The organism is Neobittarella massiliensis (ex Bilen et al. 2018), assembly GCF_900289145.1.
Taxonomy (GTDB): Bacteria; Bacillota; Clostridia; order Oscillospirales; family Ruminococcaceae; genus Neobittarella; species Neobittarella massiliensis.
Genome location: NZ_OKQO01000002.1, coordinates 45877 through 68998, shown reverse-complemented (window position 1 = coordinate 68998; position 23122 = coordinate 45877). Strand labels below are relative to the sequence as shown.

At 61.4% G+C, this 23122-nt stretch carries 26 protein-coding genes; 6 read left to right on the top strand and 20 right to left on the bottom strand.

Annotated features, from left to right (window positions below):
* Nucleotides 1–10: 10 nt before the first annotated feature.
* The 14 genes from rlmN to C6Y32_RS03050 all read right to left on the bottom strand — a co-directional run bounded on the left by rlmN (nt 11) and on the right by C6Y32_RS03050 (nt 13493).
* Nucleotides 11–1033: a dual-specificity RNA methyltransferase RlmN gene (gene rlmN, locus C6Y32_RS03115; protein ID WP_105203715.1), complete on the bottom strand. Its 1023-nt coding sequence runs from the start codon at nt 1031–1033 to the stop codon at nt 11–13.
* Nucleotides 1021–2340: a 16S rRNA (cytosine(967)-C(5))-methyltransferase RsmB gene (gene rsmB / locus C6Y32_RS03110; RefSeq protein ID WP_164998112.1), complete on the bottom strand. Its 1320-nt coding sequence runs from the start codon at nt 2338–2340 to the stop codon at nt 1021–1023. The genes rlmN and rsmB overlap by 13 nt, the downstream gene beginning before the upstream one ends.
* Before the next feature lie 25 nt (nt 2341–2365).
* Nucleotides 2366–3061 (bottom strand): zinc metallopeptidase, encoded by a 696-nt coding sequence (locus tag C6Y32_RS03105; protein ID WP_105203713.1) that lies wholly within the window; start codon nt 3059–3061, stop codon nt 2366–2368.
* Between the two features lie 22 nt (nt 3062–3083).
* Nucleotides 3084–4031, bottom strand: coding sequence for a methionyl-tRNA formyltransferase (gene fmt / locus C6Y32_RS03100; RefSeq protein WP_105203712.1), 948 nt, complete (start codon nt 4029–4031; stop codon nt 3084–3086).
* Between the two features lie 20 nt (nt 4032–4051).
* Complete coding sequence (def, locus tag C6Y32_RS03095) at nt 4052–4570, bottom strand: peptide deformylase (RefSeq protein WP_105203711.1); 519 nt, start codon at nt 4568–4570, stop codon at nt 4052–4054.
* A 156-nt stretch (nt 4571–4726) separates the two neighbouring features.
* Nucleotides 4727–7174, bottom strand: a complete 2448-nt coding sequence (gene priA / locus C6Y32_RS03090; protein WP_105203710.1) for a replication restart helicase PriA — start codon at nt 7172–7174, stop codon at nt 4727–4729.
* Between the two features lie 222 nt (nt 7175–7396).
* Nucleotides 7397–8614: a bifunctional phosphopantothenoylcysteine decarboxylase/phosphopantothenate--cysteine ligase CoaBC gene (gene coaBC / locus C6Y32_RS03085; RefSeq protein ID WP_105203709.1), complete on the bottom strand. Its 1218-nt coding sequence runs from the start codon at nt 8612–8614 to the stop codon at nt 7397–7399.
* 99 nt (nt 8615–8713) lie between these two features.
* Entirely contained in the window at nt 8714–8950 is a 237-nt protein-coding gene (rpoZ, locus tag C6Y32_RS03080) for a DNA-directed RNA polymerase subunit omega (protein WP_243206175.1), read from the bottom strand.
* Entirely contained in the window at nt 8943–9563 is a 621-nt protein-coding gene (gene gmk / locus C6Y32_RS03075) for a guanylate kinase (protein ID WP_105203708.1), read from the bottom strand. Before gmk ends, rpoZ begins: the two co-directional genes overlap by 8 nt.
* On the bottom strand, nt 9553–9828 hold the full coding sequence (remA, locus tag C6Y32_RS03070) for an extracellular matrix/biofilm regulator RemA (protein WP_105203707.1): 276 nt from the start codon (nt 9826–9828) through the stop codon (nt 9553–9555). The genes gmk and remA overlap by 11 nt, the downstream gene beginning before the upstream one ends.
* Before the next feature lie 25 nt (nt 9829–9853).
* Entirely contained in the window at nt 9854–10732 is an 879-nt protein-coding gene (locus tag C6Y32_RS03065; RefSeq protein ID WP_105203706.1) for a YicC/YloC family endoribonuclease, read from the bottom strand.
* A 245-nt stretch (nt 10733–10977) separates the two neighbouring features.
* On the bottom strand, nt 10978–12000 hold the full coding sequence (locus C6Y32_RS03060; protein WP_105203705.1) for a carbohydrate kinase family protein: 1023 nt from the start codon (nt 11998–12000) through the stop codon (nt 10978–10980).
* Between the two features lie 6 nt (nt 12001–12006).
* Nucleotides 12007–12696 carry a phosphoribosylanthranilate isomerase gene (locus C6Y32_RS03055; protein ID WP_105203704.1) on the bottom strand — a complete coding sequence of 230 codons (690 nt, stop codon included), beginning with the start codon at nt 12694–12696 and terminating at the stop codon, nt 12007–12009.
* A gap of 134 nt (nt 12697–12830) precedes the next feature.
* Nucleotides 12831–13493: a Crp/Fnr family transcriptional regulator gene (locus tag C6Y32_RS03050; protein WP_164998111.1), complete on the bottom strand. Its 663-nt coding sequence runs from the start codon at nt 13491–13493 to the stop codon at nt 12831–12833.
* A gap of 139 nt (nt 13494–13632) precedes the next feature.
* Here C6Y32_RS03050 and C6Y32_RS03045 point away from each other — a divergent pair, with 139 nt between their 5' ends.
* Nucleotides 13633–15036, top strand: a complete 1404-nt coding sequence (locus C6Y32_RS03045; RefSeq protein ID WP_105203702.1) for a spore germination protein — start codon at nt 13633–13635, stop codon at nt 15034–15036.
* A 76-nt stretch (nt 15037–15112) separates the two neighbouring features.
* Here C6Y32_RS03045 and msrB read toward each other — a convergent pair whose 3' ends face one another.
* Nucleotides 15113–15598: a peptide-methionine (R)-S-oxide reductase MsrB gene (msrB, locus tag C6Y32_RS03040; RefSeq protein WP_207204800.1), complete on the bottom strand. Its 486-nt coding sequence runs from the start codon at nt 15596–15598 to the stop codon at nt 15113–15115.
* Between the two features lie 236 nt (nt 15599–15834).
* Between msrB and C6Y32_RS15245 the strand changes: the two genes are divergently transcribed.
* From C6Y32_RS15245 to C6Y32_RS03030, 3 genes are read left to right on the top strand one after another with little or no spacing between them, the layout of a single operon-like run.
* Nucleotides 15835–15981 (top strand): hypothetical protein, encoded by a 147-nt coding sequence (locus tag C6Y32_RS15245; RefSeq protein WP_164998110.1) that lies wholly within the window; start codon nt 15835–15837, stop codon nt 15979–15981.
* A complete protein-coding gene (locus tag C6Y32_RS03035; protein ID WP_105203700.1) occupies nt 15981–16166 on the top strand; it encodes a hypothetical protein in 186 nt (61 codons plus the stop codon). The genes C6Y32_RS15245 and C6Y32_RS03035 overlap by 1 nt, the downstream gene beginning before the upstream one ends.
* 19 nt (nt 16167–16185) lie before the next feature.
* Nucleotides 16186–16377: a hypothetical protein gene (locus tag C6Y32_RS03030; RefSeq protein WP_105203699.1), complete on the top strand. Its 192-nt coding sequence runs from the start codon at nt 16186–16188 to the stop codon at nt 16375–16377.
* A gap of 88 nt (nt 16378–16465) precedes the next feature.
* Here C6Y32_RS03030 and C6Y32_RS03025 read toward each other — a convergent pair whose 3' ends face one another.
* The gene (locus tag C6Y32_RS03025) at nt 16466–16822 is read right to left on the bottom strand and encodes a hypothetical protein (protein ID WP_105203698.1); all 357 of its coding nucleotides are present in this window, start codon (nt 16820–16822) and stop codon (nt 16466–16468) included.
* 281 nt (nt 16823–17103) lie between these two features.
* Between C6Y32_RS03025 and mutY the strand changes: the two genes are divergently transcribed.
* Entirely contained in the window at nt 17104–18198 is a 1095-nt protein-coding gene (mutY, locus tag C6Y32_RS03020; RefSeq protein WP_105203697.1) for an A/G-specific adenine glycosylase, read from the top strand.
* A 43-nt stretch (nt 18199–18241) separates the two neighbouring features.
* A complete protein-coding gene (locus C6Y32_RS03015) occupies nt 18242–18802 on the top strand; it encodes an NUDIX hydrolase (RefSeq protein ID WP_243562481.1) in 561 nt (186 codons plus the stop codon).
* Nucleotides 18803–18850: 48 nt separating this feature from the next.
* On the opposite strand, the gene C6Y32_RS03010 is transcribed toward C6Y32_RS03015, so the two are convergent.
* The 4 genes from C6Y32_RS03010 to C6Y32_RS03000 all read right to left on the bottom strand — a co-directional run bounded on the left by C6Y32_RS03010 (nt 18851) and on the right by C6Y32_RS03000 (nt 22916).
* On the bottom strand, nt 18851–19786 hold the full coding sequence (locus tag C6Y32_RS03010) for a glycosyltransferase family 2 protein (protein WP_105203696.1): 936 nt from the start codon (nt 19784–19786) through the stop codon (nt 18851–18853).
* A 120-nt stretch (nt 19787–19906) separates the two neighbouring features.
* Entirely contained in the window at nt 19907–20044 is a 138-nt protein-coding gene (locus C6Y32_RS15240; protein WP_164998109.1) for an OadG-related small transporter subunit, read from the bottom strand.
* A 12-nt stretch (nt 20045–20056) separates the two neighbouring features.
* Nucleotides 20057–21178: a sodium ion-translocating decarboxylase subunit beta gene (locus C6Y32_RS03005; RefSeq protein ID WP_105203695.1), complete on the bottom strand. Its 1122-nt coding sequence runs from the start codon at nt 21176–21178 to the stop codon at nt 20057–20059.
* A gap of 364 nt (nt 21179–21542) precedes the next feature.
* The gene (locus C6Y32_RS03000; protein ID WP_105203694.1) at nt 21543–22916 is read right to left on the bottom strand and encodes a hemolysin family protein; all 1374 of its coding nucleotides are present in this window, start codon (nt 22914–22916) and stop codon (nt 21543–21545) included.
* Nucleotides 22917–23122: the final 206 nt, after the last annotated feature.

Here is a 23122-nt window from a genome sequence, read left to right as displayed (position 1 = left end):
TCTCCTCCTACTACTGTTGCAAGCTCTGGCGGCGCAGCTGGCCGCAGGCGGCACTGATATCCTGCCCCAGTGTGCGCCGTACCGTGGCGTTGACTCCCCGGTCTTGCAGCCAGGCCTGAAATTGCGTGACCTGATGGCTCTGTGTGTAGCCGGTCTCCTGTACTTTATTGACCGGTATCAGGTTCACATGACACATGAGACCGCGGCACAGGTCGGCCAGCTGCCGGGCGCAGTCACGGCTGTCGTTGACCCCGTCGATGAGCGTATACTCGAAGCTTATGCGGCGGCCGGTCTTTTGCTCAAATTGGCGGCAGGCGGCGAGCACCTGGTGGATGCGGTATTTGCGGTTGACCGGCATCAGCTGATCGCGCAGCACGTCGTTTGGCGCGTGCAGCGAGATGGAGAGCGTGATGGGCAGCCCCTCATCGGCCAGCTTTAAAATACCCGGCACGATGCCGCAGGTAGAAAGTGTGATGTGCCGGGGGCTGAGATCCATACCGCGGCTATCGGTGACCAGGCGGATAAAATCCAGCACGTTCTGGTAGTTGTCCAGCGGCTCGCCGATGCCCATGAGCACGATGTTGCCGATGCGCTCGCCCAGATCATCGGCGGCAGTGTAGATCTGATCGAGTATCTCGGCGGCGGTGAGATCGCGCACATAGCCGGCCAGTGTGGATGCGCAGAAACTGCAGCCCATTTTGCAGCCCACCTGGGTGGAGAGACAGATGGACAGGCCGTGCTTATACCGCATGACCACGCATTCTACCGTCTCGCCGTCGGGCAGTGAAAACAGGTATTTTACGGTGCCGTCGAGCTGGGAGACCAGCTTTTTCTCGATGGTCACTTTGGCGATGGTGCCGCGCTCTGCCAGCTGCTCGCGAAAGGCCTTGGGCAGGTTTTTCATATCCTCGAAGGCGGCGGCGCGCTTTTGGTGCAGCCAGCCAAACAGCTGGCCGGCGCGGTAGGCCGGTTGGCCGCACGCCTTGACCAGCTCTTCTACCTGTGCATAAGAGAGACCATTTATCTGTTGCATGGGGTTCCCCTTTTCAGTTTGGCGATAAAAAAGCCGTCGCTGCCCGTTTGATGGGGCAGCAGTGTAGCCATGCCGTCGGTGACGGCGGCGCCGGGACACAGACCGGTGAGATCGACGGCGGTAAAGTCGGGGCAGTCGCGCAGGAATTTGCCCACCACGCCCTGATTTTCGTTGGGGCTGAGGGTACAGGTGGAGTACACCAGCACGCCGCCGGGGCGCAGCTGTTCTGCCGCCTGTTTTAAGATGCGCAGCTGCAGATCGGGCAGATCTTTGATCTCGCCGCGCTGCTTGTAGCGCAAGTCGGGCTTTTTGCCCAGGATACCCAACCCCGAGCAGGGCACGTCGCACAGTATCTTGTCGGCCAGCGGCACCCCGGTATAGGGGGTGGTGGCGTCGTGGCAGGCGGCAGTGAGGTTTGTGATGCCCAGGCGCCGGGCGCCATCTTCGATCTTGGGCAGTTTTTGTGCCCAGATATCGAAAGAGCAGAGCCGCCCCTGGCCGCCCATGTACTGGGCGACAGTAAAGCTCTTGCCGCCGGGGGCGGCGCAGCAGTCGAGTACCGTGTCGCCGGGCTGGGCGCCCAGCGCCTGGCAGCAGTACTGCGATGAGAGGTCCTGTACATGAAACAGCCCCTCGGCAAAGCTGGGCAGCTCCGGCAGGTAGCCGGTGCGACGCAAGAGCAGGCAGTTTGGCAGCGCGGTGGGCTCGGCTGTCAGCCCCTCATCAGAGAGACGCCGGATCAGGTCTGGGGCGGTAGTCCGGAGCGTATTGACCCGGATGAACGTGGGAAACTCGCCCTCGAAACGGGCCAGCAGCTGGCGTGTCTGCTCCTCTCCGTAGGCCTTACACCACATCTTGGCGATCCAGGGCTCTACCGAATAGCGCACCGACAGGTCGCTGCCGCTATAAGTGGGTTTGCCATCGCGCAGGTAACGGCGCAACACGGCATTGACCAGACCGGTGGCGCTTTTTTGCCGCAGCAGAGCCGGCAGCCGCACGGTCTCGTTGACGGCGGCGGCATCGGGCACCCCATCCATCGACTGCAGCTGGTACAGGCCCAGCCGCAGCGTGTTACAAATCGGCGGGGTGAGCTTTTTGCCCGCACAGTACCCTGCGAGCTGCGCATCCAGCCGACGGCGGGCGGCGGTGACCCCATAGACCATGCGGGTGCACAGCGCCCGCTCTTTGGCCGGCAGCCCGCTTTTTTGCAGGGCGGCATCGAGAGCTGCATCGACGTAGCCGCCGTCCTCGCACCGGGTGAGCACCTGTACGGCTACCAGTCGGGGGTTTTGTTGCCCAGCTGCCATGTGCAGCCCTCCTTTTTGCTTGCATCTAGTCGTTGCGGCGGCGGCCGAACAGCAGCACCAGCCGCAACAGGTTGGCCAGCGATACCAAGAGCGACGCCACATAGGTGAGCGCGGCGGCGGTGAGCACCTTTTTGGCCCCCTGCAGCTCCTCGCTGGAGAGCATGGCCTGTTGGCCGATGATGGCGATGGCCCGGCGGGAGGCGTTAAACTCTACCGGCAGCGTGATGAGCTGGAATACCACCACCAGGGAAAACAGCACGATACCGGCAGTTACCAGCGGCTGCGCGCCCATGAAATAGCCGATGAGCACCAGCGGGATCGACAGCGTGGAGCCCAAATTGGTGAGTGGGATGATAGCATTGCGCAGTTTTAGCGGCGCGTAGTGCTCGGCGTGCTGCAGCGCATGCCCGGCCTCGTGTGCGGCGACCCCGATGGAGGCCACCGATGTGGAACCGTACACATCCTGCGAGAGGCGGATGACCCCGGCGCGCGGATCGTAGTGGTCGGTAAGGCTGCCGGCCACCGGCTCGACCCGGATATCGTAAAGGCCGGCCCCGCGCAGGATATCCTCTGCCGCGCGGCTGCCGCTGATGCCACGGCTGGAGAGCACCCGGCCGTAGCGGGCAAAGGTGGACTTTACCTTGTACTGGGCCCACACGGTGATGAGCAGTGCGGGGACCACCAGCAGCAGATAGTAGTAGTCAAAGTAGAAAAAAGGCATGTATGCCCCTCCTTTTTGGGGGCTATTCCCCCATTTTGCGGCCCAGCTGCAGCCCGCGGCGGCACTTTGCACCGTGCCCCTGCAAGAACTGCTCTGCGCTCATGCGCTTTGACCCCTCGAGCAATACATCTGTCAGGGCTACGACTCCGCCGTCGCCGCAGGCCACCTGCAGTGTGCCGTCGGCGGTCAGCTGGCCGGCGGCGGTGCCGGCAGCGCCCGAAATCACCCGAGAGGAAAATACCTTGAGCTTTTTGCCGTCAAAAAAAGTATGGGCTACCGGCCAGGGATTTAGGCCGCGAATGTGATCGTGTACCTGCTGTGCCGTAAGCGAGAAGTCGAGCTCGGCGATCTGCTTGTCCAGCATGGGGGCGTAGGTGGACTGACTGTCGTCCTGCTTTTGACGGGGCGCGGTGCCGTCGGCGATGCCCGTGAGCGTTTTGAGGAGCAGATCGGCCCCCACCTTGGCCAGGCGCTGATACAGCTGGCCGGAGGTCTCGTCCCCGCCGATCTCGACGGTGTCGGTGTAGATCATGTCGCCGGTGTCGAGACCGGCGTCCATATACATAGTGGTGACGCCCGTCGTCTTCTCCCCGTTTATCACCGACCACTGGATAGGTGCGGCGCCCCGGTATTTGGGCAGCAGCGAGCCGTGGACGTTGATACAGCCCAGCGGCGGCAGATCGATGACCTGCTGAGGCAGTATTTTGCCGTAGGCCACCACGGCGATGAGGTCGGGCTGCAGGCTGGCCAGCAGTTCAATCGTCTCGGCTTTTTTGACCGAGGTGGGCTGGTATACCGGGATGCCGAGCTGTTGCGCCAGCTGTTTGACCGGCGGTGCAGTGAGTACTTTTTTGCGCCCGACCGGCTTATCCGGCTGGGTAAATGCGGCGACGACCCGGTGCCCGCTGTCGGCCAGCGCCTGCAGGCTGACAGCAGCAAACTCCGGTGTGCCCATAAAGACGATGTTCATAAATCGGCCCCCTTATCTGCTCAGTGCGCCTGCTCCTGCTCGGCCTCGTACTCGGCCTGCTTCTCGGCCACCAGCTCCTCCAGCTCTTCCTGGGTGAGCATCTTCTCGGCTTTGTCCACATACAAAACGCCGTCTAAATGGTCCAGCTCGTGGCACACGCAGCGGGCAAACAGGTCCTCGCCTTCCTCTTCGTGCACGGCGCCGGTGCGGTCCTGAAAGCGCACCCGCAATTTATGCGGGCGCACCACAAAGCCCCACTGTCCGGGAAATGACAGGCAGCCCTCCAGACCGTCATCCTCCCCCTCGGTCCAGAGGATCTCGGGGTTTACCAGCTCCATGGGGCCATCGCCCACATTGATGACTACTACCCGGCGCAAAACGCCTACCTGCGGGGCGGCCAGGCCGGCGCCTTCGGCCTGTTCCAGCGTCTGATACATGTCGTCGATCAGGGTGGCCAGCTTGTCGTCGAACACCTCGACCCGGCGGCTCTTTTTGCGCAGGATCTCCTGCTCTTTGGTCAAAATATTGCGGTATGCCATCGTTTCATCTCCTATATCTGTGGGGCGCGCCCCGGTAAATATGCCGTAAAACCGCAGTGCGATGCGGCTGCGCAGTACTTTTGCAGTGCTCTTATTATAGCATCCGGGCGGATGCGGTTTGGTTTCTCAATTGTTAATAAACTGTTACTTCGGGCCTTAAATCTCGCCTTGCGGCCAGAAATCGACTGCTAAACGCACCCCGAACAGCTTTTTTTGCTCGGCCAGCTGCAGGATCGCGGTGCGAAACAGCTGGCGGGTGCGGGCGTCTTTGCGGCACTTGGCGATGATCTTGTAGCGGTAGCGGTCGCCGACCCGCTCGACCAGAAACGGGGTGGGGCCCATGAGCCGCAGCGGCAGCCCCGCATACTCGCCGGTGGCCAGCTGACCCAGTATCTCCATCAGCGCCCGGCCGGCCTGCAGGCAGCTCTCGCGCTGGGTGGCCGAGAGCGAGAACATGGCCATGTGGCAGTAGGGCGGATAGAGCAGATAGCGGCGGGCCTGCAGCTCCTCCGTAGCGAAGGTGTCGTAGTCCTGCTTGGCGGCCAGCTGCAGCACCCGGTTTTGCGGGTCGAAGGTCTGCAGGATGGCGCGGCCGGCATCGGCCCCGCGGCCGCCGCGGCCCACCACCTGGGTGACCAGTGAAAAACAGCGCTCGTAGCTCTGGTAGCTGGTGCCGGCCAGAAGGTTGTCGATACCCAGCACCCCCACCAGCGTGACGCCGGGAAAATCGAGCCCCTTGGCCACCATCTGGGTGCCCACCAGCACATCGTATTCGCCGCGGGAAAAAGCCTCTAAAAAGGTGCGGTGGGCGTTTTTGGAGGCGGTGGTATCGGTGTCCATACGCAGGATGCGGGCCCCGGGCAGCGCCTTTTCCAGCTCGTCCTCCAGCTTTTGGGTGCCGGCGCCAAGCAGGCGCAGATGGGGTTCGCCGCAGTTGTCACAGCAGGTGGCCATAGGCACCGAGTAGCCGCAGTAATGGCACATGAGCCGCCCGTTGGCCCGGTGATAGGTGAGCGGTATGTCGCAGTGGGGGCACTTGGCCACCGCCCCGCAGGTGGGACAGGTGGCCGAGGTGTGGTACCCTCGGCGGTTGAGCAGCAGGATGCTCTGCTTGCCGGCCTGCAGGTTTTTTTGCAGCTCGCGGCGCAGGGGGCGCGACAGATCTTCCACCGCGCCGGCGGCCATCTCGGCCCGCATATCCACCATCTGTACCTGGGGCAGCTGCGCACCGGCGTAGCGGGCCGGCAGCTGGTAGAGTGCGATCTCGCCTTTTTTGGCGCGGTAATAGGTGTCGATGCTGGGGGTGGCCGAGGCCAGCACCACCTGGGCACCGTGGCGGCGGGCCCGCCAGCAGGCCACATCGCGGGCGTGGTAGCGGGGGGCCGAGTCGGAGTGATAGCTGCTCTCCTGCTCCTCGTCGAGGACGATGAGACCGATGTTTTCGAGTGGGGCAAACACTGCCGAGCGGGTGCCGATGACGATATCGGCCTCTTTTTGACGGATGCGCCGGTACTCGCTGAGCCGCTGGCCCACCGAGAGCGCCGAGTGGATGACCGCCACCCGCTGGCCAAAGAGCTTTTTAAAGCGGGTGATCACCTGGGGGGTGAGCGAGATCTCGGGCACCAGCAGCATAGCCTGCCGCCCCTGCTCGAGCGCGTGGCGGATGAGGTCGACGAACACCACCGTTTTACCGGAGCCGGTGACCCCGTAGAGCAGGTCGCAGCCCCAGCTGCCGCTGTCCATACGGCCCCGGATATCAGCGGCGATCTGCTGCTGGGCGCAGGTGAGCTGCACCGGCTGCTCGCCGCCGCTTTCTACAGTGAACACCTCTTTGTAGTCGTACTGCTCGAAGTAGCGGGCGGCGCCGGCGCGCACCAGCCGGTCGGCCACCGAGCGGGTGACCCCGGTCTGGTACAGCGCCGCGCGCAGCGGCATACCGGTATTGCCGCAGGGAGCCAGCAGCTGGTAGAGCTGCTGCTGTTTGGCGGTGAGCTTGCCCGAATAGCCGGCGGTGGCGGCGATGCTGGTGGCTTGGTCGCTGACGTAGCGGCGGCGGTTCTCGGCCGTTTTGAGCAGCGCCCCCCGGCGCAGGAGCTCAGCGATCGCGCGGTCGCCGGGCTCCAGCTCCAGCTGGCGGCACAGCGCCCGCAGCTCGGCCCGGCCGCCCTGTGCGGCCAGACAGTCGAGCACCCGGGCCTCGGTCTCGGACCGGGGGGCGGTATCGGGGGCGGTGAGCTGCAGGTACTCGCGGATGTGCACCCCGGCCCCGGCGGGCAAAATGGCTTTGGCCGCGTCGTACCAGGTGCAGAAGGTGGACTCTTTTAAGTAGTCGATGAGGTCCAACAGCTCGGGGCTGTCGCACAATTCGCTGTCGTACACAGTGGCGATCGTTTTGTAGCCGGCACAGTCGCACGCATCTCTATCCTCGCAGGAGAGCACCAGCGCACTGCGCACCCGGCCCCCGCGGCCAAAAGGCACCGTGACCCGGGCGCCGCGGCGCACCTGGGGAGCCAGCTCGTCGGGTACGAGATAGCTGTAGCCCCGGTCAAAGTAGAAAGCGGCACCGTCCACCGCTACCGTCGCTATACGTTTTGCCGCGGACAATGGCCGCCCCCCTTTTTTGACAGCGCGTACAGCCGACACCGAAAGCGGCATAGAGCGGCACGGGCTGCTTTTAAGTGTGGTAACGATCTTTCCTCCCGATCGCGCACGCGCACATCGGGCCGGTATGCCGACATGCAGGCGATCGGATAAACAGGCCGGGCACAAGTTGCCGCGCGCCACCCACGGTCCGGTACTGCCGGCCTAGCGCGCGCCGATCACCGATCACTGCGCGGCGGGATTTTTTTGCCGGTAGATGGCCAGCAGTTTATCCAGCAGGCGGTCGGCCAGCTCCTCTTTGCTCATGAGCGGCAGCGGCAGCTCCTCGTCTTTAGACAGCAGCGTGGCCACATTGGTGTCGACGCCGAACCCGGCGCCGGGCTGTTTTAAGCTGTTGGCGACGATGAGGTCGCAGTGCTTGCTGTCGAGTTTTTTGCGGGAGTTCTCGATGAGGTCGCGAGTCTCCATGGAAAAGCCGCAGACCACCTGGCCTGGAGCGGCGGCGTGGCCCACCTCTTTTAGGATATCTTTGGTGCGCACCAGTTGCAGCGTGCCGTCGGACTGAGACTTTTTGATCTTATCGTCGGCAAACTGCGCCGGGGTGAAGTCGGCCACGGCGGCGGCTTTGACGATGATATCCTGTGCCGGCAGCCGGGTCATCACCGCCTCGTACATCTGGCTGGCCGAATCGATGGGCACCACCGCCACCCCCGGCGGCGGGGTCAGCTGTACTTTGCCGGTGACCAGCGTGACCTCGGCCCCGCGGCGGCGGGCACAGTCGGCGATGGCATAGCCCATTTTGCCGGTGGAGCGGTTGGAGATAAAGCGCACCGGGTCTAAGAACTCGCGGGTGGGGCCGGCGGTCACCAGTATGCGTTTGCCGGCCAGGTCTTGCCGCTGCTCGAGCTGGCGCAGGATACAGTCCACCAGCTCGGGGGGCTCGGGCAGACGGCCGGCGCCTATGTCGCCGCAGGCCAACCGCCCGCTGCCGGGCTGCAGGATGAGCATGCCCAGGTCGCGCAGCGTCTGGATGTTTTTTTGCACCACCGGGTTTTGCAGCATGGCGGTATTCATGGCCGGGGCGATGATCTTTTTGCAGGTGGCGGCCAGAAAGGTGGTGGTGAGCATATCGTCGGCGATACCGCCGGCAAATTTGCCGATGATGTTGGCGCTGGCCGGGGCCACCACGAACAGATCGGCCCCGGTGTTGAGCGAGATGTGCTTGACATCCCAGGAGAACAGCCGGTCGAAAGTATCGATATAGGTCTTGTTTTTGGTGAGGGTCTCGAAGGTGAGCGGGGTGATGAACTGGGTGGCGTTCTCGGTCATGATGACGTGCACGTCGACCCCCAGCTTGGTCAGGGCGCTGGCCACATTGGCCATCTTATAGGCGGCGATACCGCCGGTGATGCCCAGCAGCACCTTTTTTCCGGTATAGTCCACAGGCGTTTCCCCCTCTGCTGGCCGGCTCGCCGCCGGCGCTATCGGTCATAAAAGGCGTAGGGGGAGGGGCTGGCCCCTCCCCTGCTATAGATATCGTGTTCAGTCGTTATCGTGGTGGGTGGCCGGGCGCACCGAGCACTCGCCGTCGGCAAACTCCTCCACCGCCAGCTTGACCGGCTTTTCGGTGAGGATCTCTTTTTCTTCCTCGGCCTCCTCGCAGATCTCGCGGGCGCGTTTGGCGACGGCCACCACCAGCGAGTAGTAGCTCTGGTTGGGCTCTAACAGCTCGGACATGGCCGGGCGCAGCATATTGGTCTCTCTTTTGGTATTAGACATGTTGTATCACTCTTTCCATAAATGCACGCATGCGCGTGGTGGCGGTCTTTTCGGCCTGCATGATGGCACCGATGCGGCCCACGCATTGCTCCACTGTATCGTTTAGGGCCAGGTAGTCGTAGTTGACGTACTCACCCAGCTCGCTTCTGGCCACTTCGAGGCGGCGCTCGATGGTGGCGCTGTCCTCGGTCCCGCGGCCGGTGAGGCGCTCGCGCAGCTCTTTGATGCTGGGCGGAGCGATGAAGATGAGCACCGCCTCGGGCAGCAGGCGCTTTACGTTCTTGCCGCCGGTCACCTCGATCTCCAGCAGCATGTCGCGGCCCTGGCGCAGGGTCTCTTCGACCGGGGCGCGGGGCGTGCCGTAGTAGTTGCCGCAGTACTCCACGTACTCCAGCATCTCGCCGCTGGCTATCTTGTTTTCAAAATCCTGGCGGGTGATGAAAAAATAGTCTTTGCCGTCGATCTCGCCGGGGCGGGGGCTGCGGGTGGTAGCCGACACCGAAAAGGCGAAGCGGTCGGCATCCTGCTGCAGCATATGGCGGATGACCGTTCCTTTGCCCGAGCCCGAGGGCCCGGAGAGCACGTATAAAATACCCCTGCTGTCACTGCCCATCTTCCAACTGTACCTCCTCTATGAGTTCCTGTTTTTCGTCGAGCCGGCCGGCTATGGTCTCGGGTTGGATGGCCGAGAGCACCACGTGGTCGCTGTCGGTGACGATGACCGCGCGGGTGCGCCGCCCGTAAGTGGCGTCGATGAGCAGGCCTTTGTCGCGGGCCTCCTGAATGATGCGCTTGATGGGGGCCGACTCGGGGCTGACCACCGCCACCAGGCGGGAGGCCGAGACCATGTTGCCAAAGCCTATGTTGAGTAATTTCATGCTGTTTCTCCTGCCGCTGGGGCCGTCACTCGATGTTTTGCACCTGTTCGCGCATCTTCTCGATCTCGCTCTTGAGCTCGACTACCAGCTTGGTGACGGCCATATCGGAGCACTTGGAGCCGATGGTATTGGCCTCGCGGTTAAATTCCTGTACCAAAAAGTCGAGCTTGCGGCCCACGGCGCCGCCGGCGGCAAAGATCTCCTCCAGCGAGCGGATGTGGCTGCGCAGCCGCACGACCTCCTCGTCCACCGCCACCTTGTCGGCGAAGATGGCCGCCTCGGTGAGGATGCGGGCCTCGTCGATCTGGCGGCTCTCCAGTATCTCTTGCAGTTTGGCCTGCAGGCGCTGCCGATATGCCTGTACCGTCTGGGGGGAGAGCACCTCGATCTCGTCGACCAGCTGGCCCACCCGCGTCGCGCGGCAGGTGATGTCTTCTGCCATGCGGGCGCCTTCTTTTTGCCGCATGGTGCAAAACTCCTCCAGCGCGGCGGCGGCCACCTGGCTCACCAGCTGCCACACCTGCTGGGGGTCCTCCTGGGCGCGCTGCACCAGAAACACATCGGGGAAGCGGGCCACGTCGCACAGCGAGAGGTCATCGCGCACCTGCAGCTCCTGCTGCACGCCGCGCAGCGCCTGCACATAGCCGGCGGCCACCGCCCGATCGACGGCGATATGGGTATCTTGCCCCTGGATGGCCTGGAGATAGAGGTTGAGCTGGATCTTGCCGCGGGAGACCTGCGACGAGACCAGCGCCTTGAGTTTATCCTCCAGGTAGCCGTACATGCGGGGGGTCTTGCAGGCGAACTCGAAATAGCGGTGATTGACGCTCTTGAGCTCTACCAAAATGTCGTAGCCGCCCAGCTGCTGTTGGCTGCGGCCGTAACCGGTCATGCTCCTGACCATTTGCACACTCCCAATTTACAGCCGGTGCTCTGACAAGAGTACCGGCTGACTTTGATTTCTGTATAGTTTTCTTAAAAACATTCTACTATTTTTGACGGGGTGCTGTCAACCGAAAGGGCCGTCAAAATCGTCCATCCTCGTCTTTTGGCCGTTTTTCGCTGCCGTGCGCCGGCGGCGGGCCAAGAAAGAGCGCACCGGGGACACGAGGTCACCGGTGCGCTCTTGAGAGGTGCTCTTTTTGTATGCTAGACAGCGACCGGGCCGATCTGAGCGGCGATATCGGCGTGCTCGGCCATAAAAGCGGCCAGTTGCCGGCTGTTGGGGGTGGTGCGGCTGCCGGTAAACTGGATGGAGTAGCCGGCGGCGGCACTGCCCCACAGCAGGCAGTCGCGCAGGGACTTGTTTTGCACATAGGCGGTGAGGAACCCGGCGTTAAAGGCGTCGCCGGCGCCCAGCGTGTCTTTTACCGATACCGGGAAGGCCGGCATTTGGCAGCTCTCGCCGGGGCCGAACACCGCCGCTCCGGCGGCGCCGTTTTTGCTCACTACCACCCGGCAGCTCCGGCGCAACTTCTGCGCTGCCTGCACCCAGGCGGTGCAGCCGGTCAAGATGGGCAGCTCCTGGGTGGCAGAGCCGAACAGGATGTCGCTCGCGGCGGCGGCCTGTTCGAAGGCGCGGCGGATATCGTCGGTATAGCCGTGGGCCTCGACACGCATATTGAGGTCGAAGGCCACCGTGACCCCCAGTTTATGGCAGCGGTGCATACAGTCGATGAGCGTGCTGCGGGTGGGGTCGAACAGGATGGGCACCCCGGTGGTGTAAAATACCGAGAACTGCGCCAGCAGCGCATCGGGCAGGTGATCGGGGGTGAGCAGTGTGAAAGCCGCCCCCTGCTCGGGGAAGGCAAAGCTCAGTTCGCGGTCGCCGTTTTGGTCGAAGATGTTGACGGTGACCATGGTAAAGCCGCCGGGCAGACGCACCAGATGGCTGGTGTCCACCCCGTCCTTTTCGAGGTGGTCGATGGAGAATTGGCCAAAGCCATCGGCCCCGATGAGGCCGGCGATGGCCACGCGGGTGCCCAGCCGACCCAGGCCCACTGCGGTGTTGGCCGCTGTGCCGCCGGGGCAGAGCATGCCTTTATTGCCCACCGAACCGCCGCGCATCAGGTCCTCGGCGCTCTGGGTGACGGTCTTGACGGCCCGGCGGTCGATGTTGATATCGGCGTTTATATCCCCCACGCAGAGGACGCCGGCTCTATTTTGTGGCACCGCCGCTCACCTCCCGGCCGCTTTGGCCGCCTGACAGAAAGCCCGCACTTTGGCGATATCTTTTTTCTGCAGGCGCGTGCCGTCGGGCAGGAACTCATCGGTCTTGGTGAGCGAGTCGACGCCCCAGGGGCGGACGTGCTCGATGGCGGCGGCCACGTTGTCGGGGCCCAGGCCGCCGGCGATGATGACCGGGACATCGACCGACTCCACGATCTGGCGATCGAGATCCCAGTCGTGGGTGACGCCGGCCGCGCCGATCTCATCGTGGTCCGGCGCCACCGAGTCTAAAATGAGCAGGTCTGCCCACTGGGCGTATTTCTTGGCAAAATCCACCGCCTCGGGGCCGGTCATGGGCACCGCCTGCATGACCCGGGTGCCGGGCGAGAGCTCTTTGATCTTTTTGACGAACGGCTCGCTGACGAAAAAGCGCTTGCCGGTGACGTGGATGATGTCGGGGTGGTACTCGCTGGCCATGTCGTAGTAAAACTGGGGGTCGTCGTTAACCGATAGGAAAGAGAGCACCGCTCTGCCGCGGCAGGCGTTTAGGATATCGTGGCAGACCGACTTGGGCACCCCGCAGGGGATGGGCTTGCCGTCTTCCAGCTGCTCGGGCAGCAGGCCGAGATGGTCGGCCCCGGCCTCGATGCAGGCCAGCGCCTCTTCTACGGTTTGGATGGAGTAAATCTGGGTGATCATGTCGCATTGCCGCCTTTCTGTTATTAGGTGGGCACCGCGCCGGGCGCAGCGCTGTTTACACCTATCATGATAGACTGGGGCCGCTGCCCCCGGCAAGGACCCAGGTCCGATAAGGCGCCTAAAATGCGGCGCTGTTATTGTATAAATCGCCAGTGGCCGTTTTGGCAGGAGAGCCCGGCGCGGCGGGCCTGTGCGAACAGGGCGGCGCGGTCGAGAATGGTGATGGCGGTGCGGTCGACATCGATAAACCCCTGCTGGCGAAAGCGGGCCAGCACCCGGTTGGTGCTGCGGGGGGCGGCGGCCATCTGCCAGACCACATGCGCTTTGTCGAGCTGTGACTGGCCGCGCTGGGCCGCCTGGGCCAGTTCTAGGAGCAGGATCTGGTCGAGAGTGGCGCAGCTGTTGAGCGCCGCCTGCTGGGAGAGCAGCACCACTTTTTGGGCCAGCTGGTCCATGACCTGACGGCAAAAGGGCCAGCTGGACCGGCACCAGTCGAAAAAGTCCTCCCGGGTGAGACAGAGCGTTTCGCAGGCGGTCACTGCACGGGCGGTGTGCAGCACCGACTGCTGGCCCAGCGCCTCCAGGTCGCCGATGAGCACCCCCGGCTGCATGAGCCCCACCGAGAACTGACGCCCGTCGGCCAGCTGTTTGAAGATCTCTACCTGGCCCTGCCGCAGCAGGTAGAGCCAGTGCTCCTGCTCTCCCTGCAAGAGCAGCAGTTCGCCCGGGTCAAAACTGCGGGCCAGCAAGCGCTGGCGGATCGCGGCTGGGCAGCTGTCGAGCAGCTTATCCTCCACGGTCAAGTCACCTCCCTATCTACACGATCACATCTTTCACATTGGTTTTATTTTAGCATGTGCAGCGGACTGCTGGCAATGACACGCGCTGCATAGGGCAACTTTTTACCGGGCAGACTGACTGTTGGAGGTGAGTGCTGTGAGACCTGACGAGCTGCGGGCCCTGTTGCCCATGAAAAAGAGCTTTGACCTGCTGGAAAAAGCCATCGTTATCGGCCAGCGGCAGTGCACGATGTACTTTGTCGACGGCTTTGTAAAGGACGACCTGCTGCAGCGCATCATGCAGTTTTGGTACTCTATCAAAAAAGAGCAGATGGACCGGCTGCAGTCGCTGGAACAATTTGGCGACCAGTTTATGCCCTATGTGGAGTACACGGTAGAGACAGACCCCCAAAAGGCGGTGGATAGCCTGCTGGCTGGGCCGGCGCTGATGCTTATAGAGGGGCTGGAGGGCTGCATCGTTTTAGATACCCGCACCTACCCGGCCAGAGGCGTTGACGAGCCGGAAAAGGACAAGGTGCTGCGGGGCAGCCGCGACGGCTTTACCGAGACGGTGGTATTCAATACCGCTCTGATCCGCCGCCGCATCCGCGACCCCAAGCTGGTGTTTGAGATCTTCTCGGTGGGGGCGCAGTCGAAGACCGACGTCGTGGTGGGCTATATCGGCGGCAAAGCCGATGAAAAACTGCTGCAGTCGCTGCGGGAGCGCCTGCAGCAGCTGGATGTAAAAAACGAGATCATCAACCAGCAGAACCTGGTGGAGCTGCTGTTGCCGCGGCCATCGCTCAACCCGTTCCCCAAGGTGCGCAACAGCGAGCGCCCGGACGTGACCGCCGCCAACCTGGTGGAGGGGCGGGTGGTGCTGCTGGTGGACAACTGCCCCACCTCGATCATTTTGCCCACCCGGCTGGTAGACTTTACCCAGGAGGCCGACGACTTCTATTTTCCGCCGCTGGTGGGGTGGTATATGAAGATGATCCGCATCTCCACTGCCTTTGTCACCATGCTCATCACCCCGGTGTGGATGCTGGCGCTGCACTACCCCGACAAGATCCCATCGCTATTTTCGTTTTTAAAGGTGGAGAACACCTCGGCGCTGCCCATCGTGCTGCAGCTCATCCTCATCGAGTTCGCCATCGATGGGCTGCGGCTGGCCAGCATCAACACCCCTTCGGTGCTCTCGAGTTCATTTAGCATCGTCGGCGGGCTGATACTGGGTGATTTTGCGGTGCAGTCGGGGGTGGCGATCCCGCAGACGATCTTCTACATGTCGTTCGTGGCCATCGCCACCTTTTCTCAGCCGAGCATCGAGCTGGGCTACTCGATCAAATTTTGCCGCATGGGGCTTTTGGTGCTGACCTGGGCGTTTGGTATTTGGGGCTTTGGCGCCGGGCTGGTGCTGATCTTTATCATGGCCGCGGTCAATTCTACCATCACCAGAGACCGCTACCTCTCCCCCATCTGCCCCTTTAAACCGCGGGGCTTCATCGACCTGTTCAAGCGGCGCTTTGCCCGCAACAGCCAGCACCCGCACCACTCGTGAGAGAGAAATAAAAAGCACAGGGCCGCCCGCATGGATAGCGGCCCTGTGCTTTGACATTTTAAAAAAGGCTGGCGGTTCAGCCGTCGACCAGCGGTAACAGATAGCCGTAACCGGCGCGCTGCATCTCACTTTTGGGGATAAAGCGCAGTGCGGCGGCGTTGATGCAGTAGCGCAGGCCGCCGCGCTCGGCCGGGCCATCGTCAAAGACGTGGCCCAGGTGGCTGTCGCCCAGCTTGCTGCGCACCTCGGTGCGGCACATGCCCAGCGAGTGATCGGGCCGTTCCTCCAGCAGGTCTTGCCGGATGGGGCGAGTAAAGCTGGGCCATCCGCAGCCGGCGTCAAATTTGTCGTTGGAACAAAAGAGCGGCTCGCCGGTGGCGATATCGACATAGATGCCGGGCCGCTGCTCCTGCCAATAACTGCTGCTGTAGGGTTCCTCGGTATGGTCTTTGCGCACCACGGCAAACTGCTGGGGCGTGAGCCGCTTTTTTAGCTGTGCATCGCTGGGGCGTGTATAGCGCACCGGCTGTTTGGGCCGCTGTTCACTGGGTTGTATGGGCATGTATCTTTTCCCCCTCATCATTCTCGTCTCTCGGTCGCCGGCAGGCGGCGATATGCGGGCTTTTTTCATAAAATTAGTATAACCCAAATAGAACCCAAAATCGGTGTACGGCCTGTAGCGCTGAGATTTTCCATGGATGGTGCCGGCGGCGCGCTCCATACTAACAGTGCGGGGCGAAATCGATTTTTTATGGGGACCTGCCGCCGGATCACCCCGCTAGAGAAAAGGAGAGAGACATGGGAGAACAAAACGCGCAGCAGTACGAGATCGCCCCCCTGACCCCGCAGGAGGCGCTGACCATCGGCGAGGTGGAGCGCCAGATCGCCGACGTGTTGGGGGACGAGCTGATACTGATCGCCTACCGCAAAAAAGGGAGACAGTGATGGCCGAGGAGCTGTATTACCGGTTGGGGCTGTCGGACCTGCTGGACCAGGACCTATCGGCCTACGAGTACTACTGCAGCCAGCCGGTGTTTATAAAGCGCAAGCTGGACGCGCTGGACATCGGCAGCTTTGAGGAGCTGCAGCGAGCCGTGGGGATGCTGGCGGCCAAGTACACCCCTTTTTGATCAAGAGGAGGGCTAAACGGTGAAAAAGGAAAAGAAAAACACCCGCTACCAGGACCTGTACGAACTCATCGATCGAAGCGAAAAGGCCCACCAGTTGTTTGCGGCGCTGCCCCAGTATGTGCAGGGCATGATCGGTGACCGGGCCGAGAACGTGCACACCTACAAGGAGCTGTCTGCCTTTGCCGACAATCTGACCGCCGGAGACGACTGAGCGGACGCCTTGCCGGGGCAGATAAGCCGACAAAAAGGGCCGCTCTCGCGGCCCTTTTTTACATATGGATACCCCTTTACTCAGGTGACTAGCGGCAGGAGCAGCCCACGTACTGGATGCAGACGTCGACGACCATATCTTCGCAGCTCTGGCAGCCGGTGAGCGGCACCATGATCTCCAGCGGGATCTCGGTCTTGCAGTCACAGCCCTCCGGCCGTACCGGTGTAAAGTAGCTGGCGGTGGCCACGGTCTCCCCGCACTCACATTCGCTGTCGCGGACCTCTACAAAGATGTAGTAGTCCATATCGCGCAGGCCGAAGACCTCCAGCATGATGCGCATCTTCTGGGCGGCAGGTGGCGCGGTGATGCAGCCGTGTACCTCGCAGCAGGCGTCAGAGTCCTCTACTGCTACCGATTCCAGGGTCTTTTTCATAAGAAATGCCATGTCAATATCTCCCCCATCGATTTTGGTATTGGGCTGGCCGCTGCTTGGCACAGGAGCGGCAAATTGCGGAGAACCTGCCGTCTGGCGGGCCAGCTCTTTGTGTCATGCTATGCCAGACCGACCGATAGGTTCCTGCACCGGTGGCCATAAGTGCCCAAAAAGTGGGTATTTGCGTTTTTTATGGCCCTGTGGGGCGCAGATGTGCTATACTTGGGCGGTAAAGAGATTTTTGCCGGGACACTCTCGTGGTACCCGGCCGACCGATACCGATCCGGAGGATTATGGACGAGATCTTACATACAGACCTAGCCCCGGGAGAGTGCCGGGAACTGCTGGCGGCGATGAGCCAGCCGCTGCTGCAGTGGTACGACCGCAGCGCCCGGGTGCTGCCCTGGCGTGAGCGGCCCACCCCTTACCGGGTGTGGGTGTCGGAGATCATGCTGCAGCAGACCCGGGTGGCGGCGGTACTGCCCTATTTTGAGCGCTTTGTGACCGCGTTGCCCGACGAGCAGGCACTGGCCGACGCGCCCCAGGACCAGCTGCTCAAGCTGTGGGAGGGGCTGGGCTACTATAACCGAGTAAAAAATATGCAAAAATGTGCCCGGGAGGTGGTGGCCTACCACGGGGGCCGACTGCCGGGCGACTACTGCGCGCTGCTCAAGCTGCCGGGCATCGGCGCATACACGGCCGGGGCCATCGCCTCTATCGCCTTTGGCCAGCGCTTTCCGGCAGTGGACGGCAATGTACTGCGGGTGATGGCACGGCTCATCAGCTGCGACAGCGACATTTTGCAGCCCCGGGTAAAAAAGGCCTTTGGCGAGCTGGTGCTCAGCGCTATGCCACACCACCGACCGGGGGACTTTAACCAAGCGATGATGGAGCTGGGGGCGACCATCTGCCTGCCCAACACGCTGCCTTTGTGTCCCAGCTGCCCGCTGGGGGACATCTGCCGCGGACGGGCGCTGCAGACCCATCACCACCTGCCCCATAAGGCCCCCAAAAAGGCCAAACGCAATGAACAGTGGACGGTGGTGGTGGCCCGCTGGCAGGGGCGCATCCTGCTGCAGCGGCGGCCGGAGAGCGGGCTGTTGGGCGGTATGTACCAGTACCTGTGCCTGCCGGGCCATTTAGGCGCGGAGGAGTGTCAACAGCAGCTGGCCGCACAGGGGCTTTGCGTACACACCTTGCGCCCGCTGGGGGCGGCCAAGCATATTTTTACCCATATCGTGTGGCAGATGGAGGGGTACCTGGCCGACCTGAGCGCACCACCCCAAGAGCCCCTGTACACCTTGGAGGAGATCGAAGAGCAGCTGTCGGTGCCCAGCGCTTTTGCACACTATACCCGTCAGCTGCCGACCCTGCCACTGCCCCTTTGAGGCAGCGGCGGGGAGAGCATAAATACCAGAGGAGTGGATACAAGTGGAACTGAAAGCACTGTTGGAGCAGTACCGGCCGCTGTATGAGCAGGAGGAGAAGGACCGGGAAGTGATACTCTCGTACATGCGGCAATTTGACAACCTGTACACCCGGAAAAACGAGTTTGCCCACTTTACCAGCTCGGCCTTTATCGTGAACCCAGCGCGGGACAAGACGCTGATGATCTACCACAATATATACGACAGCTGGGCCTGGACCGGCGGGCACGCCGACGGCATGCAGGACCTTTTGGCCGTGGCGGTAAAGGAGGCCCAGGAGGAGACCGGGCTGGCCCAATTTGCGCCCCTGTACAGCGGGCAGATCTACACGCTGGATATTTTGCCGGTGTGGGGGCACGTAAAGCGGGGCAAATATGTATCGTCGCACCTACACCTGTCTCTTTGCTATGCGCTGGAAGCTGACGACACGCTGCCACTGACTGTAAAACCAGACGAAAACAGCGGGGTGAAATGGGTGCCCATCGACGAGATGATCGCCCACTCCAGCGAAAAAGACATGCACCCGGTGTACCAGAAGCTGATCGACAAGTTGAGGGATCTGTAGAGCTGGAATAAAAAAGAGGGACAGGTAATGCCTGTCCCTCTTTTTTATTTAGTGTTCTTCCCGCAGGATATAAATAGGCCTTTTTTTGGTCTCGAGATAGGTCTTGGCCAGGTACTGGCCCAAAATGCCCATACAAAACAGCTGGATGCCGCCGATAAAGGTGATGATACACACCAGTGATGGCCAGCCGGAGACCGGGTCGCCCCACACCAGCGTGCGCACGATGATAAAGAGCACGGCGACGACAGCTACCAGGCACAGCAGAAAGCCGAATACCGAAGCCAGCGCCAGCGGCGTGGTGGAAAAGGCGATGATGCCCTCCATCGAGTAGAGGAACAGCTTCCAGAACGACCACTTGGTCTCCCCCGCTACCCGCTCTACATTTTCGTAGGCCAGCCACTTGGTGCGAAAGCCCACCCAGCCAAAAATGCCTTTAGAAAAGCGGTTGTACTCGCTCATGGAGAGGATGGCGTCGACCATCTGCCTGGTCATGAGCCGGTAGTCACGGGCGCCATCGACGATATCGGCCTTGGATATCTTGTTGATGAGCTTATAGAACATGCGGGCAAAAAAAGAGCGGATGGGGGGCTCTCCCTTACGAGATACCCGGCGGGTGGCCACGCTGTCATAGCCCTCCTCGGTAATGGCGGTATACATCTCATCGAGCAGCGCCGGCGGGTCTTGCAAGTCGGCGTCCATCAGCACCACAAAATCGCCTTTGGCGTGCTGCAGACCGGCATAGATGGCCGCCTCTTTGCCAAAATTGCGGGAAAAAGACAGATAGTGCACCCGACTGTCGGCCGCGGCCAGTTGGCGGCAGACCGCCAGCGTCTGATCTTTTGAGCCGTCGTCGACGAAGATATACTCGAATTCCACCGGGTGTTTTTTGACCATCTCGTCGGCTACCCGGGTCATTTCTTTGTGAAACAGCGGGAGCGACTCCTCCTCGTTGTAGCTGGGGACGATGACCGTTATGAGCTGCATTTGTAGTTCCACCTTTGCGCATTTTTTATGAAAAAGAACAGGCGACCGCTGCCGCCTGTTCTAAGTTTAGGGGAAGTTTGTGGCAAAGTCAACTACGGGGCCAAAAACTTCAGGAAATCATCAGGAATCCTTTTCGGGGAAAAAGCGGCCCAGTAGTTTGATGCACAGATAGACCACCATGATGACCGTGAATATGCCCAGCATGCCGTAGAGCATCATGGGCAGGGTGGAAAGAAAATTTTCGATATTGAGATCCATTATACTCTCTCCTTAGCGGGCGATGAGGCTGATGATCAGACCGCCGGCGATGACCGAGGCGATCTGGCCGGACACGTTGGCGCCGGCCGCGTGCATGAGCAGGAAATTCTGCGGGTCCTCTTGCAGGCCCATTTTGTGGATGACTCTGGCAGACATGGGGAACGCCGAGATGCCGGCGGCGCCGACCATGGGGTTGATCTTATTTTTACTAAACAGGTTGAGCAGCTTGGCGAACATCACGCCGCCCACAGTATCGAACACGAACGCCACCAGGCCCAGGGCCATGATGAGCAGCGTCTCTTTGCGCAAAAACTGGTCGGCCTGCATTTTGGTGGCCACTGTGATGCCCAAGAGCAGTGTGATGAGGTTGGCCAGCTCTTTTTGGGCGCTCTCGGACAGAGCGCGCAGCACGCCGCATTCGCGGATGAGGTTGCCGAACATCAAAAAGCCCACCAGCGCCACCGAGCGGGGCGCGACCAGACCGGCGATAGCGGTGACCACGATGGGAAACAGGATGCGGGTGGTCTTAGACACGTTGCCCGGTTTATAGGGCATGCGGATACGCCGCTCTTTTTGGGTGGTGATGAGCCGGATGACCGGCGGCTGTACGATGGGCACTAGGGCCATGTAAGAGTAGGCGGCCACGATGATGGCCCCCAGGTAGTTGGAGCCGAAATAGTTGGCCACAAAGATGGAAGTGGGGCCGTCGGCAGCGCCGATGATGGCGATCGAAGCGGCGTCTTTCATATCGAAAAACAGCGACGAGAGACTGAGTGTAAAGAAGATGCCGAACTGGGCGGCAGCGCCGAACAGCAGCATTTTGGGGTTGGAGAGCAGCGGGCCAAAATCGATCATGGCGCCGATGCCGATAAACAGCAGCAGCGGAAACAGCTCGTTGGCGATGCCGGCGTTAAACAGCGTGTCGATCGGGCCGTGCTCCACCACGCCCTCGATTGTTTGATTCACGGCGCCAGACAGCGGCAAATTGACCAGTATAGCGCCAAAGCCCATGGGCAAGAGCAGGGCGGGCTCCATCTCTTTTTTGATGGCCAGCCAGATGAGCAGGCCGCCAATGACCCACATGATGATTTGTCCGGGCTGCAGATTGAGGATATTTTCAAATAAAATTTCCATCGCTCGGTGTACCTTCTCCTTTTCGTTTGGCGGCGCTGGGCCGCCGACCGTATTCCCCCACCCGCAGCGGGCGGGGGGCGTATCTATAAAAAGCGCCCGTATCTTCTCTGCGTTATCCTGTAGAGTGTTGACCGCTGTTGGTACCTTTTATGCCTGCCGGCGGGCGCTGAGAGCCGAAACAGGGCAAAAGAAAAAGACTCCTATCACAGCGGATCACTGTGATAAAAGTCTTACTTTCTATAGTAGGCGCGGACCTCTTTACAGAGATCGGTATGACGCGATCTACTACGCCGCTGCCGTGGCGGCGCAAGTTACTCCCTCTTATCGAGAAACAAATATGCAATTTATAGATATCATCATACCATCACCCGTCAGTTTCTTCCAGGGGGCCCGGTAGATTTTCGGTGTTTTGCTCGGTTTTTTTGCTTGGGAATACGCGTACCTGTGCAATACGCTGCCCCTCGATACGGGTGACCTGCAGCTGCAGAGCATCTCCCAAAGACAGCAGGATCGCCTCTCCCGGGGACGGAATGCGGTCGAGCACCTCCACCACGTAGCCGGCCAGCGTGTCGTACTCCCCCTGATAGGGGATATTCGTCTGCAGGATCTTTTCGGCTTCCTCCAGAGTGACGCTGCCGTCGAAAATACAGCTGCCATCGGGCTGCCAGCAGAATTCCAGCTCCTGAGTATCGTACTCGTCCTCGATGGGGCCGACGATGCTCTCGAGCAGGTCCTCCATGGTGGCGATGCCGGCGGTGCCGCCGTACTCATCTACCACCACAGCCATATGGGTGTGGTCCTGGCGCATCTGCGCCAGCAGCTTGCCGCACATTTTGGCCTGGGGGATGAATACCGCCGGGCGCAGATAGTCTTTTACCGAGAAGTGTGCCGCCCGGTCCGGCTCCACCAGATCCAGCAGATCTTTGGCGTAGACGATGCCCAGGATATCGTCTACATCTTCGCCGTAGACCGGGATGCGGGAGTAGCCCTCCTGCCGGATGACTTCCAGCAGCTGGGGCAGAGTGATATCCTCTCCCACCGCTACCATATCGGTGCGGTGGGTCATCACATCTTCTACCCGACGGTCGCCGGCGGCCAAGATATTTTCGATCATATCCTTCTCGCTGTTTTCCAGCACGCCTTGGCCGGCGCCTTCGTCGATGAGCAGCAGGATATCCTCCTCGCTCACCTGCTCGGTATCTTCACTGCCCAGGCCCATCAATTTTAGTATGCCGTTGGTGCTGTGGGCCAGCAGGGCGACGAACGGTTTGGCGATACGGGAAAAGTACCAGATGGGGGTGGCTACTTTCAGGGATACCCCTTCTGCGTTTTTCATGGCGATGCGCTTGGGCACCAGCTCGCCGAAGATGATGGTGAAGTACGAGAGTATCAGCGTGATGACCACCAGCGATACGCCCTCGATCACCGAGCGGGGAATAGGCACGTCGCCGATGGCTTTGACCAGCATGCCGGCAAAATTCTCGGCCGCCACGGCCGAGGCCAGAAAGCCGGACAGCGTGATGCCCACCTGGATGGTGGAGAGAAAGTCGGAAGACGACCTGGTGAGACGGGCCAGATAGCCGGCCCGGCGGTCGCCCTGCTCGCTGCGCTTTTGCAGCTTGGCGCGGTTGAGCGAGATGACGGCGATCTCGCTCATGGCAAAAAAGGCGTTGGCGCCGATGAGCAAGAGCAGAATGAATAAACTCAAAAATAAATTGCCGCTACTGTCGGGGTCCATGTAAGGAAATCTCCTCCTCGTAAAAATGTGGATATCGGTCCAGTTTTATGGGCGGCAGAGCCGGGCTCGGCGCACCGCTGTGGCGTTTTCGGGCCTGACCCCGCCCCACTGGCCGTGAGTCTATTATAGCAGGCTGCGGGGGCAGCGCCAAACGGCGCCAGCAGCTACCTTCTGCGCGCTAGCGAGCGCCTGACGCCGTGGGCGGG